The organism is Sphingobium cyanobacteriorum, assembly GCF_030580935.1.
Taxonomy (GTDB): Bacteria; Pseudomonadota; Alphaproteobacteria; order Sphingomonadales; family Sphingomonadaceae; genus Sphingobium; species Sphingobium cyanobacteriorum.
On record NZ_JAUQOM010000005.1, the window covers coordinates 1 to 15,325 of the forward strand.

10 protein-coding genes and 1 tRNA gene are annotated in these 15,325 nt (G+C 65.4%); 4 read left to right on the top strand and 7 right to left on the bottom strand.

What is annotated here, in order from left to right:
• Nucleotides 1–141: 141 nt before the first annotated feature.
• From Q4610_RS11370 to Q4610_RS11395, 7 genes are all read right to left on the bottom strand, one after another.
• Entirely contained in the window at nt 142–2,691 is a 2,550-nt protein-coding gene (locus Q4610_RS11370; RefSeq protein ID WP_304536076.1) for a strawberry notch-like NTP hydrolase domain-containing protein, read from the bottom strand.
• A 43-nt stretch (nt 2,692–2,734) separates the two neighbouring features.
• The gene (locus Q4610_RS11375; RefSeq protein WP_304536077.1) at nt 2,735–2,950 is read right to left on the bottom strand and encodes a DUF6117 family protein; all 216 of its coding nucleotides are present in this window, start codon (nt 2,948–2,950) and stop codon (nt 2,735–2,737) included.
• The gene (locus tag Q4610_RS11380) at nt 2,937–3,455 is read right to left on the bottom strand and encodes a hypothetical protein (RefSeq protein WP_304536078.1); all 519 of its coding nucleotides are present in this window, start codon (nt 3,453–3,455) and stop codon (nt 2,937–2,939) included. Before Q4610_RS11380 ends, Q4610_RS11375 begins: the two co-directional genes overlap by 14 nt.
• 67 nt (nt 3,456–3,522) lie before the next feature.
• Nucleotides 3,523–5,610 (bottom strand): ParB/RepB/Spo0J family partition protein, encoded by a 2,088-nt coding sequence (locus Q4610_RS11385; protein WP_304536079.1) that lies wholly within the window; start codon nt 5,608–5,610, stop codon nt 3,523–3,525.
• 130 nt (nt 5,611–5,740) lie between these two features.
• Nucleotides 5,741–6,934 carry a DUF932 domain-containing protein gene (locus tag Q4610_RS11390; protein WP_304536080.1) on the bottom strand — a complete coding sequence of 398 codons (1,194 nt, stop codon included), beginning with the start codon at nt 6,932–6,934 and terminating at the stop codon, nt 5,741–5,743.
• Between the two features lie 328 nt (nt 6,935–7,262).
• Entirely contained in the window at nt 7,263–8,255 is a 993-nt protein-coding gene (locus Q4610_RS21820; RefSeq protein WP_425262556.1) for a YkgJ family cysteine cluster protein, read from the bottom strand.
• 245 nt (nt 8,256–8,500) lie between these two features.
• A tRNA-Gly gene (locus tag Q4610_RS11395) sits at nt 8,501–8,575 on the bottom strand.
• A gap of 315 nt (nt 8,576–8,890) precedes the next feature.
• Here Q4610_RS11395 and paoA point away from each other — a divergent pair.
• From paoA to Q4610_RS11415, 4 genes are all read left to right on the top strand, one after another.
• Entirely contained in the window at nt 8,891–9,520 is a 630-nt protein-coding gene (paoA, locus tag Q4610_RS11400; protein ID WP_304536081.1) for an aldehyde dehydrogenase iron-sulfur subunit PaoA, read from the top strand.
• On the top strand, nt 9,517–10,473 hold the full coding sequence (locus tag Q4610_RS11405) for an FAD binding domain-containing protein (RefSeq protein WP_304536082.1): 957 nt from the start codon (nt 9,517–9,519) through the stop codon (nt 10,471–10,473). Before paoA ends, Q4610_RS11405 begins: the two co-directional genes overlap by 4 nt.
• The gene (gene paoC, locus Q4610_RS11410; RefSeq protein WP_304536083.1) at nt 10,470–12,677 is read left to right on the top strand and encodes an aldehyde oxidoreductase molybdenum-binding subunit PaoC; all 2,208 of its coding nucleotides are present in this window, start codon (nt 10,470–10,472) and stop codon (nt 12,675–12,677) included. Before Q4610_RS11405 ends, paoC begins: the two co-directional genes overlap by 4 nt.
• A gap of 82 nt (nt 12,678–12,759) precedes the next feature.
• Entirely contained in the window at nt 12,760–15,090 is a 2,331-nt protein-coding gene (locus Q4610_RS11415) for a TonB-dependent receptor (RefSeq protein WP_304536084.1), read from the top strand.
• Nucleotides 15,091–15,325: the final 235 nt, after the last annotated feature.

Sequence of the window (15,325 nt, forward strand, 5' to 3'; positions counted from 1 at the left end):
GTTCCTTCGACTTGTTCAGGTCGAGGGAACCGTAATTATCTGGAGTGAAATCATGGAAAACCGAAGGAAACCTGCGTCTCTCGCCGGCACGCTCGACATAAACTGCGACTGCAAAGAATATGTGTAATGTGGAGCTCCACATTACACATATTCCCTGGGCGTGACATCGCACTGGATGTCGTTCCATTCGCCGGGATTGATGTCGGCAAGCCGCCGCGACAGCAAAGCTTCACCGGTCGAAACGATCTGCACCACCGAGGCGTGCCCATCGGCCAGCCCCTGTTCGATCGACCGGATCAGCGTCGGGGTCTTCATCGCGGTGATCAGGTGGTTGAAGAAGCGCTGCTTGGCGCTTTCAAAGGCGGAGCGCGCGGCAGACTTGGCCTGCGCATTGAGCGTTCCGTCGCTGCTACTGGTGACATTCGAGGCTTCGAGCGCGGCATCGAGGTTGTTGTGGATCACCTCGAACGCGCCGGCATAGGCGTCGTAGGTGCGCGTCTGGTCGGATGTCAGCTGGTGTTCGACCAGTTCGTATTCGACGCCTTCGTAAGAAAGTGACCGGGCCGCATAGAGCCCGAGCGCCTTCAAGTCGCGGGCCAGCACTTCCATCGCCGCAACCCCGCCCGCTTCGATTGCTGCGACGAAATCGGTGCGCTTGTCGAACGGGAAGTCCGCACCGCCCCAGAGACCGAGCCGCTGGGCATAGGCGAGGTTTTCGACCGTAGTTGCACCGGTTGCCGAGACGTAGAGGACGCGAGCTTCGGGCAGCGCGTGCTGCAGGCGCAGCCCGGCACGGCCCTGCTGCGATGGGGCCGCATCCCCGCGTTCGGACTTACCACCACCGGCATTCTGCATGGCATGGCTCTCGTCGAAGACAATGACTCCATCGAAGTCGGCTCCGAGCCAATCGACGATCTGCTGGACCCGGGAAACCCTGCCTTCCCGCGCGTCGGAGCGTAGCGTGGCATAGGTCGTAAAAAGGATGCCCTGATCGAGCCGGATCGGTGTGCCCTGCCGGAAGCGCGACAGCGGCTGGATCAGCAAAGGCTCCTGGCCGAGCGCGCGCCAGTCGCGCTGGGCGTCTTCGAGCAGCTTGTCGGACTTGGAGATCCAGACCGCGCGCCTGCGGCCCTTGAGCCAATTGTCGAGCAGCACGCCCGCGACCTGGCGGCCTTTGCCCGCGCCAGTGCCGTCGCCGAGGAACCAGCCTTTGCGAAAGGCGACGGCGCTCTCGCAATCGTCGGGCGCGGCTTCGATCTTGTCGAAGGTCGCATCGACGGTCCAATTGCCCGCCAGATGCTGACTGTGCGCTTCCCCGGCGTAAATGACGGATTCGAGCTGGGCGTCAGACAGCATGCCCCGTTCGACCAAGCTTTGCGGCAGGTGCGGGCGATAGCTCGGCTTTGGCGGCGCGACCGAGGCCATGGCTGCGGACTGGACCAGTTTCGTCGGGTGCGGTTGCGCGCCGGGGATCCGAAGTGATTGAAGCGCATAAGGCTCGTAGAGCGTGTCGGCGAGTTGGCCGTCGCTCGGTGCCGTCCAGTCGATCACCTCGTATATGAGCGGAACGCCGCTCGGCTCGGGCGTTGGAACTGCTGCAATGTGCGGCTTGGCGGGGACAGGGAACCTGCGCGTGCTGCCAGCCATCGGTGTCAGCGGCTTCGGCGATGCGACGGGCAAGCGCGGCGGGAGGCTGTCGACCAGCCAGCCGAGCAGCATCGCGAGGTCAGATGCCATGCCGGGCGAGGCCGGGAATTTGGCGGGATCGGCGGCGGGGATCTTGTCGATCACGGTGAGCCGGGTGTCGACCGAGGTGCCGTGCGGCGTGAAGACGCTGCCTGCAACGCCCGCGGTAAACACGACGCGTGCCTGTTCCTGCAATCGTTCGAACCCTGCGCGCCATACCGCATGATCGGGCGCACAGTTCGCGCCGGTGATGGCAACGAGCCGTCCGCCCTTGGCAAGCCGAGCGACGGCCGACGACAGGTGCCGGAATGCCGCATCGGCAACGCGGGTCTTAACATTGAGTGCGGTCGAAAAGGGCGGGTTCATCACAATGCAACTCGGCACGAGCGCGGTATCGAGCCGGTCGTGAATTTGTGCTGCGTCGTGCATGGTCACAGCATCGCTTCCGAACAGTTCGGCTAACAGCGCGGCACGCGTGTCGGCGACCTCGTTGAGCGCCAGCCTGCACCCCGCCACCTCGCCCATCACTGCGAGCAGGCCGGTGCCTGCCGATGGTTCAAGCACCAGTTCGCCCGGAACGAATCCCGCAGCATAGCCCGCGACCCAGGCCAGCCCCAAGGGCGTCGAGAACTGCTGGAAGGCCTGCATCTCCTCGCTGCGCCTGGTCTGCGTTGGTGTAAGCCGGGCGATCCGCTCGACCAGTTTCAGCCGTTCGAACGGATCTGCGGTTTTGGAATGGATGGCCGGGCCATAGCGCCGCATGAACAGCAGCTGCGCGACCTCGACCGCTTCGTAGGCAGTCTTCCAGTCCCAGGCGCCCACAGCATCGCTCGCGCCGAACGCCGACTGCATAGCGGTGCGGATGGCGGGCGCGCCGATGCTGCGACCGGCGGCAAGGTGGCCGAGCAGGTCCTGGGCGGCACAGATGATGGAGGCAGCGGTCTGCTGTGGGCAGGGCTGGCCAAGCGGGCGCGCGGAGGCACCCGCAACAAGCGAGTTGGTCATGGATTTGATCCTTCAGGAATGGGTTGGAAGAATGCGCCGCCGGTCAGGCGGGCGGGATATAGGCGTCGTAAGGGTTGCCGGGGGCGAGATGACCGAACGGGGTCATGACGTAATCGCCATCATCGCGGCCGACAGCACAGAGGACGTAGCGGGTCTCGCCGCTCCCGACCTCCGTGCATTCCATCAAAGCGAGATCACCGGCCTTGGCAGCTTTCACCAGCGTCTCGAAGTTGGTGCGGGCGTAGTCAGGGATTGCCATGTTTGATCTCCCCGTTGGCTGAGGCTTCGGAGTAGAAGCGGTCGAACAGGGTGTGGGTAGATTCAGACCGGATCGCGGCACCTGTGATCAGCATGGCAAGACCGCCAAAGCCGTCGGGGCGCATCTTTGAGCAGGTGAACGCCATTGTGACGGTCAGATGGTCGAGGACGAGCGAGCGGCGCACGATATCCTGCAGAACGTCGGGCCAGAGATCACCGCACATGTCGAGCTCGATGTCATCCTCGCCCAGAATCGCGTCGGGCTGTTCGTCGATCAGCTTCTGCGCCAGACGGCTGGTTTCGGGCGTGGCCGCATCAAGTGCCACGCGGACTTCCTCGGCGGAAAGCGAGATCAGGTCGCATGCACCGTCCTCGCTGAAATAGTAAGCGGCCTCGTCAGCAACCTCTTCGTCGAAGACCTGCGCGAGGAACAGGCGTTCGATCGGCAGCATGGCGGCAAGCGGAATGAACGGCTCGACCACCGTCGGTGTCATATAGTCAGCCATCACCTGGCTCCTTCAATGTCGGGAAAATGGGCGCGGGACGGCGCACGGGCTGCCCCGCGCATGGGCATCATTCGGCAGCGACTGCGTAAGCGTCGTCATGCTCGTGCTGATCGAACTGACCATCTTCGGCGAGGAAGTCGGGCAGATCGGCGACTTGCCCGTCGGTCTCGGGCTCCGCTTCGGCTTGCGGCAGTCGCAGCGGTTCCGGGAGCCAGCCCGTGCCTGCAAGCAGGCGTTCGGCCTCGCGGGCCATGTCGCCCTTCTTGAGATGCTCAATCAGCACAGCCGTGGCGTCGCCCTTGGCTTCGCGCACCGCTTCGATGATCCGGGGCTTGGTGACGCGGCCGAGGTAGTTGTCGACCGTCGGCGTCCAGCCTGCTTCGGCCATGTCGAGCCCGACCACTGCCGCCAAGGCATCGGCAGCAGCGATCCGCTGCGCAATGCCGTGCGCGGATATCCGTCCGTCGTAGCCCTTGGTCGCCTCGAACAGCGCGTTGACGCCTTGGCTGACGCAATGGGCCAGCAGGGCCATCTGCTCCTCGTGTGCCATGGCCGCGAGTGCCAACCACAGCTCATCGGGTTCGCTGGGAAGCCGATCGGCCCACTGCTCGTGCCGCTCCTGGATCGACTGGTTCCACACCGTCTCACGCAGGTTCGGGGCGGCATTGCCAAGCCAAGCCTGGGTGACGCCGATCTGCACGCAGCCTGCCTGCACATGCGAGCGGAACACCGACAGACACAGCGCGTGCAGCAGGGCGACGAACGCAGCATCGGGCGCATTGGCCAGAGCATCCCGCAGCGCCAGCGTGCGCTCGGCGGTCAGTTCGGACACGAGCCGGTCGGGCAGCGGACGGATGGCGTCGTCCTCATCGTCGACCTCTTCGCTGGACTGCGCCTGGCCGCCCACGGTCACGGTCGTTCCGGTCGGGGCGCCATTGGCGACGGCAGCGGCTTCGGCTTGCTCGCCTTCCACTACGGGCTCGTCTTCCGGGCGGACATAGCCCCGGTCGATCCGCAACCGCCCGTCGTGCGACAGCGAAACGAACACGCCCGCGCGCGCCTGTTCCTCAGGATCGTAAGTGACCGGACGCTGGGTGAGTACGGTGATGTGGGCGTCGATCTCGGTCAGTCGCGCATCGACCTCGTCGGGAAGGTCGCCGCCGTCCTGATACTGCTCGCCGAGGCCGTCATACTCCTCGACCAGTGCATCAAGCTGAGCCTGCTCCTCGTCGGTCAGAGGAACGGTCGTGCCAGTGATCCGGCGCTTGCGGCGCTCGCAGCCGTAAGGCAGGTCAATCGCCGCTTCGACCCACTTCCAGCCTTCGGCGCCGATCTCCTGTGCGATCTCCGAGAGCTTCTCGTTCACCAGCAGTTCGACCAGCGCCGGATCTTGCAGCCAGCCATCCTGGTCCGACGAGAACAGGTCGCGCATCACATAGCCACCTGCTTCGGTGTAGGCGTCGAGCCCGATGAACCGCACCCGGCGGTCGTTGGCCGGAATGGCATCCTCGGTCAGCATGCGGCGGATCTGGTGGGCCGAGGGCTGGTAGGTCTGGCTGAGCTGCTCCCAGACCTGCTCCTGGCGCGCATGGTTCTCATTGACCGTGAAGGCCATGAGCTGTTCGAGCGACATTCCGTCCTCGCCATAAATTTCGAGCAGGCTGGGTGCGACCGAGGCAAGCCGCAGACGCTGGCGCACGGTCGAGACCGAGACGAAGACGCGGGCTGCGATGTCATCCTCCGACAGCCCCGCGTCGATCAGCGCGGTAAAGGCACGGAACTGGTCGAGCGGATGCAGGCCGACACGCATGACGTTTTCGGCGAGTGAATCTTCCTCGGCGATGCCGGCCTCGCGCACCACGCAGGGGACCGGCTGGTCCTTGGCCATCCGCTTCGACTTCACCAGCAGTTCGAGCGCCCGGAAGCGGCGGCCGCCAGCGGGGACCTCGAACATGCCGGTTTCCTGGCCATCCTCGCCGACGACCGGCCGGACATTGAGGCTCTGAAGCAGGGTGCGGTGGTAGATGTCGTCGGCGAGGTCTTCGATCGACAGGCCCGCCTTCAGACGCCGGACGTTCTTCTGGCTCAGCAACAGCTGGTTGAAGGGGATGTCGCGCGAGGAACTGAGCACGAGCTTGGGCAATTGCTTGGTCATGGTGGTTCTCCATGACGGGCCGCCTGAAAGACTCTCTCTCAGGCCCCGACCCGTCACGAAGCGAAGCGCCGCCCTCTCACTCTGGAGAAGGCAGCGCCACGCGCGGAGAAACAGACTGGATTGGCCGGGCTCAGTGGACCCGGTCGAGCAACTTCTTGGCCTTGCCTTCCATTTCGAGCCGGGCGTCCTGGTGCGCCTTGCCCCGGGCGAGCGCGGTGATCCCCTGCACGAAATCGAAGATCGATTCTGGCGGGCGGCCTTCCTCGGCGAGTACGGTCTCGATGATCTTGCCGGTCTCGGCCTTCGAGAAACCGCGATGACGCAGGAAGTCGCCGCGTTCCTCATCGGTGCGGGCGACAATGCGCTCGCGCGCGGTCTTGATGCCGTTGATGAACGGCTGCGGCGAGGAGTTGGCGAAGTTCAGCAAGGCCGGTGCCGCCTCGTGAGCGAAGCGGTTGGCGGCGTATTTGCTGTGGCGGATCGAGATTTCCTCGAAGTCCTCGACGCCCCATAGGTTCCGGTTCTGGCAAACCGCGCGCAGATAGAAGCTCGCCATGCCGAGCGTCTTCGCGCCAACCTCGGAGTTCCAGCAGTAGAACCCCCGGAAGTAGAGATCGGGCGATCCGTCGGGCAGGCGGCCGGCTTCGATCGGGTTGAGATCATCGACCAGGAACAGGAACACGTCGCGGTCGGAGGCATAGAGCGTGGTCGTATCCTTCGAGATATCGACCATCGGATTGTAGACCCTGGTCGACCAGTCGAGCACGCCCGGCACCTTCCAGCGGGTGTCGCCGGTGCCGTTGCCGGCGATCTTCTGCACGGCTTCGACCAGTTCATGATCATAGATCCGGCCGTAGTCAGGACCGGTCACCGCGCGCAGTTCGAGCCGACCGTTGTCGGTTTCGAGGGTCTTGATCTGTTCGGTCCGGTTCGAGGTCAAACCATACTGCAGATTGATCGCGGCAAGTGGCGCGGGAAGCTGCCGCAGATAGGCGGCGGGTGCGCCGACCTGGCTCGCGAGTTGGCCGAAGCTCCAGTGGGTTGGCTGAACAGGGGCATCGGCCCCAGGCAGCATCAGCGCCAGGCGTTCTGGATCGTTGCGGTTCGCCTCAACATGGATGCGCGCGGTCTCGACGACGCGGGTCCGGCTGCGATCAGACCGGCCGCGCACGGAGCTGGCCAGCTCGTTCAGCGAAAGGAACCGCTCGTCGTCGGGCCGCGAGAACCACTCCGACGAGACCCGACCCACGCGGGAGCCGCGCGAGACATCGACCTTATACCCGCCGCTCACATCGCGCCGCGCTTCGAGAACCTGCATGTTCATGGGGAAATCTCCATGACGGGCGGCCGCGAGCCTCTCTCTCGACCCTCATCCCGTCACGGCGAAGCCCGCCACCCTCTCACTCTCATCATCGCATTGCGTCGCTCAGAATCGCGCGAGCGGCCAGCGAGCTTACCCCAAATGGAAACCGCACCCTGAAAGGAGGCGGCAATCGTCACCTTGCTCGTGCAGGCGGAATGCCGGGGCTTGTCGGCTTTCAATGCCTGCACATGAAACCATGTGCGCCGCTTCAGAGTGCGTGCGGGGCCTTCCTTGCCAAGAGCCGCGCCCTCAGGAGCGGGGCGCAAGGCCCGCGGGACAGAGCGCGTCGTCAGCCCCGCTCCGCTTCTCGGGGTGTTGCGGGGTGTCCCCGCAGAAGGGGTAGCAGGAGACAGCGTGGCGGCTCCTGGTCAGGGGAAGGCCTTCCCCGGCATCCTTTCAACCGGCAGGCTGCATGAAAGATCGAGGTCCTTTGCGACTTGCGGCGCTGTAACACAGAATCGCACCTGCACTTCCCGGCGGGAGCAAGCGCCATGGCGACTGCCCCTGACCGACAACGCCTCAATGTTCGTCCGGGAATGAACCGAGATAGTCGTCGCCTCTGGAAACGAGCAACGAGGTGCACCCTGCACTTTCCAATATCGCATGTGTCGATTGGCGGTTGGTCAATACGGTCCAATGGCCCAATCCTGGCACATGGCTGGGGGCTTTTTTTTGCAGATTGGAGGGCTGCAACAAGAGCCGAGGGCTCAGGGACATGCACAGCCAGGCCTTCGTTAGCGAACGCCGCCGTGGTTATGCCGAGAGTCGCACAGGCTGCTGATACGACCGGCACATCATCGGAAAGTGCGCGCCGGTGTTCGGCAACGACGTTGGCACCCTCAAGGTCGACGATCAGGTCACCATCCATGAGCAGGGCGTGTCCGGAAGTCCATGCCTCCGGCGGGCAGAGCTTTCGCTCTACCGACAGGTTTGTGAAAGGTCGGCTCTCGAGCGGGTATATGCGACAAATTCGAGGTCGCTCTGCATAGTTTCCGCACCGCATGTCAGGACGCAGATGTGGGCACGGTCCGGGATGAAAGGCGACCAGGATTGTGGCGATCCGAATCATCGCCTCACCACTCGTTGCGGGAACCGACCGACCCTTCTCGTATTCGGCGTGCGAATTCGCGTCCGCGTCACCCTCGCTCCAAGGCAGGGCTTCGGTCAGGATCTGTACCGTATCGCCATTTCGTGCCCATGCGATCGCTTCGTCGACACAAAGGGTCAGCCTCAACCCATGGCAACACCTGCCACACTGAGTGCACTCGAAATGGATGTCCATTGCTCACCGGGCCGTTCAAGGCACCGCAGCCGAATCTGGGCGCCCTGACGCAATTCGCGTCAACGACCGGGCAGGTTACACCAGCGCACGATAAATCTGTGCCCTACGCCGGGGCTACCGAACCTTTGCGACACTTCGCCCAAAATTGGAGACAATATGGAGACAATGGCTTTCGGCGAGAGCCTTGTCTCCAGCGGGAGCTGCCCACTTGTTTGCTAAAAGATGTTGGTTTTCTGGGAGAAAACTGGAGCGGGCGAAGGGATTCGAACCCTCGACCCCAACCTTGGCAAGGTTGTGCTCTACCCCTGAGCTACGCCCGCTCTGGCGGCCGGAGGATGTGTCCCTCTCGGCGGGTGGCGGGGAACTAGCAGCGCTTTCCTGGATCGGCAAGGGAAGAATTGCACAAAAATGAAATTCTCATGCATCGCCCGGAAAACCGCCATTTTCCCGGTGCCAGATGGCCGGCGGGGCCTTCCCCGGCGGTCGGCTGGACGAATCATGCCGCATGGATGAACCGCATTGCCCGGCTTGGCCCGTGCCGTACATCTGCTACGCTCTTTCACGATCTTCATTCTCGCGGCGGGATCATTTGTCGTCGATCTTCGTAGTCACCCCAGACCAGCAGGGAGCGCCAGATGCCGACCGATCATGTCACGCGCCGGGGAATGTTGCAGGGGGGCGCCGCCCTCGCCGCGGCCCCGGCCATCCTGTCGCAGGCCCAGGCTGCCGCCCCCAGGACCGGCAAAGGAGCGCCGATGATTCCCGTCGAACTGACCGTCAACGGCCGCGAGGTGCATGTGCCGGTCGACCCGCGCACCAGCCTGCTCGACATGCTGCGCGAACATCTGCACCTGACCGGGACCAAGAAGGGGTGCGACCATGGCCAGTGCGGCGCCTGCACCGTCATCGTCGAAGGACGGCGGATCAACAGTTGCCTGACGCTGGCGGTGATGCATGATGGCGAGCGCGTCACGACGATCGAGGGGCTGGGCACGCCGGACCGGCTGCACCCGATGCAGAAGGCGTTCATCGTCCATGACGGCTATCAGTGCGGCTATTGCACGCCGGGGCAGATCTGTTCGGCGGTCGCGGTGCTGGAGGAGATCGAGGCCGGCATCCCCAGCCATGTCACGGCGGACCTGGACGATGTGGCGGTGAACGAGGCGGAACTGCGCGAGCGGATGAGCGGCAATATCTGCCGCTGCGCCGCCTATCCCAACATCATCGCCGCGATGCGCGACGTGGCGGGGGAGAAACAGGCATGAAGGCCTTCACCTATGAACGCGCGACCAGCGTGGAGGCGGCGGCCAGGGCGGCCGCGTCCGTGCAGGGCGCGCGCTTCATCGCGGGCGGCACCAACCTGCTCGACCTGATGAAATTGCAGATCGAAACGCCCACCCACCTGATCGATGTCAATCATCTGGGGCTGGACCGGATCGAGGAAACGCCCGACGGCGGGCTGCGCATCGGCGCGCTGGTGCGCAATACCGATCTTGCCGCCGACAGGCGGGTGCGGCGCGACTATGCGGTGCTCAGCCGCGCGCTGCTGGCCGGCGCATCGGGCCAGTTGCGCAACAAGGCGACGACCGGCGGCAACCTGTTGCAACGCACCCGCTGCCCCTATTTCTACGACACGCGGATGCCGTGCAACAAGCGCCAGCCGGGCAGCGGCTGTGGCGCGTTGCAGGGGATGAGCCGCAGCCTCGCCATCCTCGGCGTCAGCGACGCCTGCATCGCCCAGCATCCCAGCGACATGGCCGTGGCGATGCGCCTGCTGGACAGCGCAGTGGACACCATGGACGCCAATGGCGCGCGGCGATCCATCCCGATCGCCGATTTCCACCTGCTGCCCGGCGACACGCCGCAGCAGGAGACGGTGCTGAAGCCGGGCGAGATCATCACCTCGGTCACGCTGCCCAGGCCGATCGGCGGCACCCATGTCTATCGCAAGGTGCGCGACCGCGCCTCCTACGCCTTTGCCCTGGTGTCCGTGGCGGCGGTGTTCGGCAAGGACGGGACGGCGCGCTTCGCCTTTGGCGGGATCGGCGCGAAACCGTGGCGGGTGGAAGCGGCCGACGCCGCCGCCGGGCGCGGGGCAAAGGCGGTGGCCGAAGCCGCGCTGGCCGGCGCCCGCACCACCCATCATAATGATTTCAAGAAAATGCTGGTCGAACGGACGCTCGCATCCGTCTATCGCCAGCGGGAGGCACGGGCATGAAGTTCGATACGCCAGCCGGCACCAACCCGATCGACCAGGGCCGGGTGATCGGCATCCCGCATGATCGCATCGATGGCCCTGCAAAGGTGACGGGCACCGCGCCCTATGCCTATGAACGGCACGACGCCGCCCCCAACGCCGCCTATGGCTGGATCGTGGGGTCCGCCATCGCCAGGGGGCGGATCGCGGCGATGGACCTGCGCGCCGCCGAATCCGCGCCCGGTGTGCTGGGTATCGTCACCCACGCCAATGCGGGCAAGCTGGGCAAGGGGAATTTCAACACCGCCCCCCTGCTGGGCGGGCCGCAGGTCGACCATTATGACCAGGCGTTGGCGCTGGTCATCGCCGACACGTTCGAAAATGCCCGCGATGCCGCCAGGCGGGTGCGGATCGACTATATGCCGCAGGACGGCAAGTTCGACCTGGCGGCAGAGCGGGGCAATGCGGTCAAGCCACCGGAAGGCGACTTTGGCGGCGCGCCCGACACGGCCGTGGGGGATTTCGACGGCGCCTTTGCAAGGGCGGCGGTCAGGATCGACCAGCACTACACCACGCCCGACCATAGCCATGCGATGATGGAGCCGCACGCCACCACCGCCGCCTGGAATGGCGACAGGCTGACGCTGTGGACATCGAACCAGATGATTGCCTGGAGCGTGGGCGAAATGGCCAGGACGCTGGGCATTGCCAAGGCCAATGTGCGCCTCGTCTCGCCCTATGTCGGCGGCGGGTTCGGGGCAAAGCTGTTCCTGCGCGCCGATGCGCTGCTGGCAGCGCTGGGCGCGAAACAGGTCGGGCGGCCGGTCAAGGTTGCCCTCGCCCGGCACCAGATTCCCAACAACACCACCCACCGGCCCGCGACGATCCAGCGTATCCGCATCGGCGCGGACAAGGACGGGGTGATCGACGCGATCGGGCATGAAGTCTGGTCGGGCGATCTGCCCGGCGGCGGGCCGGAAACCGCGGCGCAGCAGACCCGGCTGCTCTATCGCGGGGCGAACCGGATGACGGCGCACCGGCTGGCGACGCTCCACCTGCCCGAAGGCAACGCCATGCGCGCGCCGGGCGAAGCGGTCGGCCTGCTCGCGCTGGAAGTCGCGATGGACGAACTGGCCGAAGCCTGCGGCGTCGATCCGGTCGAACTGCGTATCCGCAACGATGTGCAATATGATCCCGAAGCCGGAACCCAGCGCCCCTTTTCCAGTCGCAAGCTGGTGGAATGCCTGCGGGCCGGGGCCGAACGTTTCGGCTGGGACAGGCGCAAGGCGAAGCCTGCACAGGTACGCGACGGGCGCTGGCTGGTCGGCATGGGCATGGCATCGGCCTTCCGCAACAATCTGGTCGGCAAATCGGGCGCGCGGATCGGCGTGGACGCGACCGGCAAGGTCATCGTCGAAACCGACATGACCGATATCGGCACCGGCAGCTATACGATCATCGGCCAGACCGCTGCTGAAATGCTGGGCGTGCCGCTGGATCGGGTCACGGTGCGGCTGGGCGACAGCCGTTTCCCCGAATCGGCCGGATCGGGCGGCCAGTGGGGCGCGAACAGCGCGACCGCCGGGGTCTATGCCGCCGCCATGGCGCTGCGCGCGAAGCTGGCGGAGAAGGCGGGCTATCCCGCCGATCAGGCCCAGTTCGAGGATGGCCTGATCCGCCACGACAATGAATCGCGGACGCTCGCCGCGCTGGCCGGGCGCGAAGGCGTCTGGGCACAGGACAGCATGGATTATGGCGATCTCGACAAACGCTATGCCCAGGCGACCTTCGGCGCGCATTTCTGCGAAGTGGGCGTCGACATCGACACGGCGGAAGTCCGCATCCGCCGCATGGGTGGCGCTTTTGCCGCCGGGCGCATCCTCAACCCCAAATCGGCGCGCAGCCAGGTGATCGGCGCGATGACCATGGGCGTGGGCGCGGCATTGATGGAATCGCTGGAGGTCGACACCCGCTTCGGCTTCTTCGTCAATCATGACATGGCCGAATATGTGGTGCCGGTCCATGCCGACATCCCGCCGCAGGACGTGCTGTTCATTGACGAACTGGACGACAAAAGCTCGCCGATGAAGGCGAAGGGCGTGGGCGAACTGGGCATATGCGGCGCGGGCGCGGCGGTGGCCAATGCGATCTACAACGCCACGGGCATCCGGCTGCGCGACTATCCGCTGACGATCGACAAGCTGTTGAAAGCGCAGGCGGCCTGAGGGCGACCCGACCCAAGGTATAATGGCCCCGCCCCGCCCCCGCCCCTAGCCTTCCGTCGATAAAAGGACGGGAGGACAAGGCATGAAGGGCATGGCGGCACTGTTGGCGGGATGGTTGGCGGGATGCGCGTGGGTCGCTGGCCCGGCCTGCGCGCAGGCGCCCGATGTGGCGCCCGATGCGGCCGACACCGGACGCCAGCCGATCATCGTCACCGCGCCGGGCGGCGGGGTCGACATGGACGACGCGCTGACGCTGACCGCCGCCGATATCGGCCGCAATGGCAGTCCCGATTTCCTGGGCGCACTGACCCGCAATTTCGCGGGCGTCACCCTGCAGGATGCGCAGAACAACCCGTGGCAGCCCAATCTGGTCTATCGCGGCTTCGTCGCCTCGCCGCTTCAGGGACAGGCGCAGGGCATCGCCGTCTATCTGGACGGCGCGCGCTTCAACCAGCCCTTTGGCGACACGGTGCAGTTCGACCTGCTGCCCGAAGCGGCGATCCGGGGCGTCAGCCTGCTCGACAAGAGCGCCGTCTATGGCCTCAATGCGCTGGGCGGCGCGCTGGTCATCGACAGCAAGACCGGGCTGAGCGATCCGGGGCTGGACGCCAGCCTGTCGCGCGGCCGGTTCGGCACGACGGAGGCGAGCGTGGCGGGCGGCGCGGCCTGGGGCGACTGGAGCGCGTTCGGCGCGGTCCAATATACGCGCGACGATGGCTGGCGCGATCATTCGCCCTCCACCCTCTATAATGGCTATGCCGATATCGGCTTCGACACGGCAAAGGGCGGCCTGCACCTGAAATTCGTGGGCGCGGACACCGACCTGACCGGCAATGGCGTGTCGCCGGTGGAACTGCTGGCGGCGGACCGGCGCGCGGTGTTTACCTGGCCCGACAACAGCCGCAGCCGCTATGGCCGCATCAGCCTGCACCCCTGGGTCGCGCTGTCGGACACAAGCCGGATCGAAGCCACGCTCTACGCGCAGAAACTGACGCTGCGCACGGTCAATGGCGACGCGGCGGACATTGAAGGGTGCGCGGCGGCAGAGGGCTTTGTCTGCCTGGAAACCGTCGGCGACGATGACGGGGAAGAGGCACAGGCCGTCCTGACCGATGCCGCCGGCAACGCCATTGCCGACACGCTGGGCGGCGATGGCTATGGCGTGCTCAACCGCGGACGCACCGCGACGCGGGCGATGGGCGCGCTGGCGCAGATCATCGACCGGCGCGCCACCGGCGCGGGGGAGAATGTCTTTGCGCTGGGGTTCAGCTACGACAGCAGCCGCACCCGGTTCGGCACATCGACCGAACTGGGGGCGCTGACCGACGATCGCAGCGTCGACGGGCTGGGATCGGTCATCGTGCAGGCGGATGGCGCGATCGCGCCGGTGGGCCTTATCGCCCACACCGATTACTGGGGCCTGTTCGTGCAGGACCGCCTGCCGATCACGCCGCGCCTGTCGGCAGAAGTCGCGCTGCGCTACAATCACGCCCGCATCGTCATGCTGGACCAGATCGGCACCGCGCTGAACGGCCGTCACAGGTTCCAGCGGATCAATCCGGGCATCGAACTGGACTATGCCCTGTCGGACGGGCTGACGCTGCGCGCGGGCTATGCGCAAAGCAACCGCGTACCGACCCCGGCCGAACTGTCCTGCGCCGACGAGAACGCGCCGTGCAGCCTGACCAATTTCTTCGTCGCCGATCCCCCCTTGAAGCAGGTGGTCGCCAAAAGCTGGGAAGCAGGCGCGAAGGGCCATGCCCAAAGCGGCGGCTTCGCGATCGACTGGCTGCTGTCGGCCTGGCGCACGGACAATCGCAACGACATCCAGTATGTCGCCTCCGAAATCCGCGGCCGCGCCTATTTCCGCAACATCGGCAGCACGCGGCGGCAGGGCGTGGAAGCGACCCTGCGCGCCAGCCGGGGCGGATGGCGCGCGGGCCTTAGCTACACCTTCACCGACGCGACCTATCGCGCGCCGCTCAGCCTCTCCAGCCCCGCCAATCCGGCGGCGGATGCGGACGGGCTGATCGCCGTCCGGCGCGGCGACCGGCTGCCGGGCATCCCCCGGCACAGCGCCACGCTGACCCTCGATTATGCCGGCAGGGGATGGTCGGCAGGGGGCGATGTGATCGCGCGGTCGGGCCAGTATCTGGTCGGCGACGAGGGCAACGACAATGCGAAGCTGGGCGGCTATGCGGTCGTCAACCTGCGCGCGAGCGTGGACCTGGTGCGGGGGATCAGCCTGTTCGGCACGCTCGGCAATGCGCTGGGTCGCCGCTATGCGACCTTCGGCACCTTCAGCGAAGTGGACGAGATCGCCTTGTCCGAAGCCCCCGACGCTTCCAACCCCCGCGCCTACGGCCCCGGCGCGCCACGCCGCTGGCAGGTCGGCCTGAAGGCACGCTTTTAGGGTCCGATGACCTCTGTTTGCCTCGCCCTTGCGAGCGCAGCGAACTATCATATTCGCGTCATCGGACCCTGCGGCTTGCAAGGAGCAGCATAGCCAATTTCATATCAAACCATTGATTATAAAGGAAAATTCTGGAAAGTGCGTTCACCCTGACCGCATGCAACAGAATAAATCCTTATGTAACAACGGCTTGAACTCCGAAAAATGGGCAATAGCTGTACCACTCGCTGTTTCA

Excerpts from the sequence above, each read along its gene's own strand:
- Q4610_RS11370 (WP_304536076.1), bottom strand. The coding sequence starts at position 2,691 with ATGACCAACTCGCTTGTTGCGGGTGCCTCCGCGCGCCCGCTTGGCCAG.
- Q4610_RS11375 (WP_304536077.1), bottom strand. The coding sequence starts at position 2,950 with ATGGCAATCCCTGACTACGCCCGCACCAACTTCGAGACGCTGGTGAAA.
- Q4610_RS11380 (WP_304536078.1), bottom strand. The coding sequence starts at position 3,455 with ATGGCTGACTATATGACACCGACGGTGGTCGAGCCGTTCATTCCGCTT.
- Q4610_RS11385 (WP_304536079.1), bottom strand. The coding sequence starts at position 5,610 with ATGACCAAGCAATTGCCCAAGCTCGTGCTCAGTTCCTCGCGCGACATC.
- Q4610_RS11390 (WP_304536080.1), bottom strand. The coding sequence starts at position 6,934 with ATGAACATGCAGGTTCTCGAAGCGCGGCGCGATGTGAGCGGCGGGTAT.
- Q4610_RS21820 (WP_425262556.1), bottom strand. The coding sequence starts at position 8,255 with ATGGACATCCATTTCGAGTGCACTCAGTGTGGCAGGTGTTGCCATGGG.
- paoA (WP_304536081.1), top strand. The coding sequence starts at position 8,891 with ATGCCGACCGATCATGTCACGCGCCGGGGAATGTTGCAGGGGGGCGCC.
- Q4610_RS11405 (WP_304536082.1), top strand. The coding sequence starts at position 9,517 with ATGAAGGCCTTCACCTATGAACGCGCGACCAGCGTGGAGGCGGCGGCC.
- paoC (WP_304536083.1), top strand. The coding sequence starts at position 10,470 with ATGAAGTTCGATACGCCAGCCGGCACCAACCCGATCGACCAGGGCCGG.
- Q4610_RS11415 (WP_304536084.1), top strand. The coding sequence starts at position 12,760 with ATGAAGGGCATGGCGGCACTGTTGGCGGGATGGTTGGCGGGATGCGCG.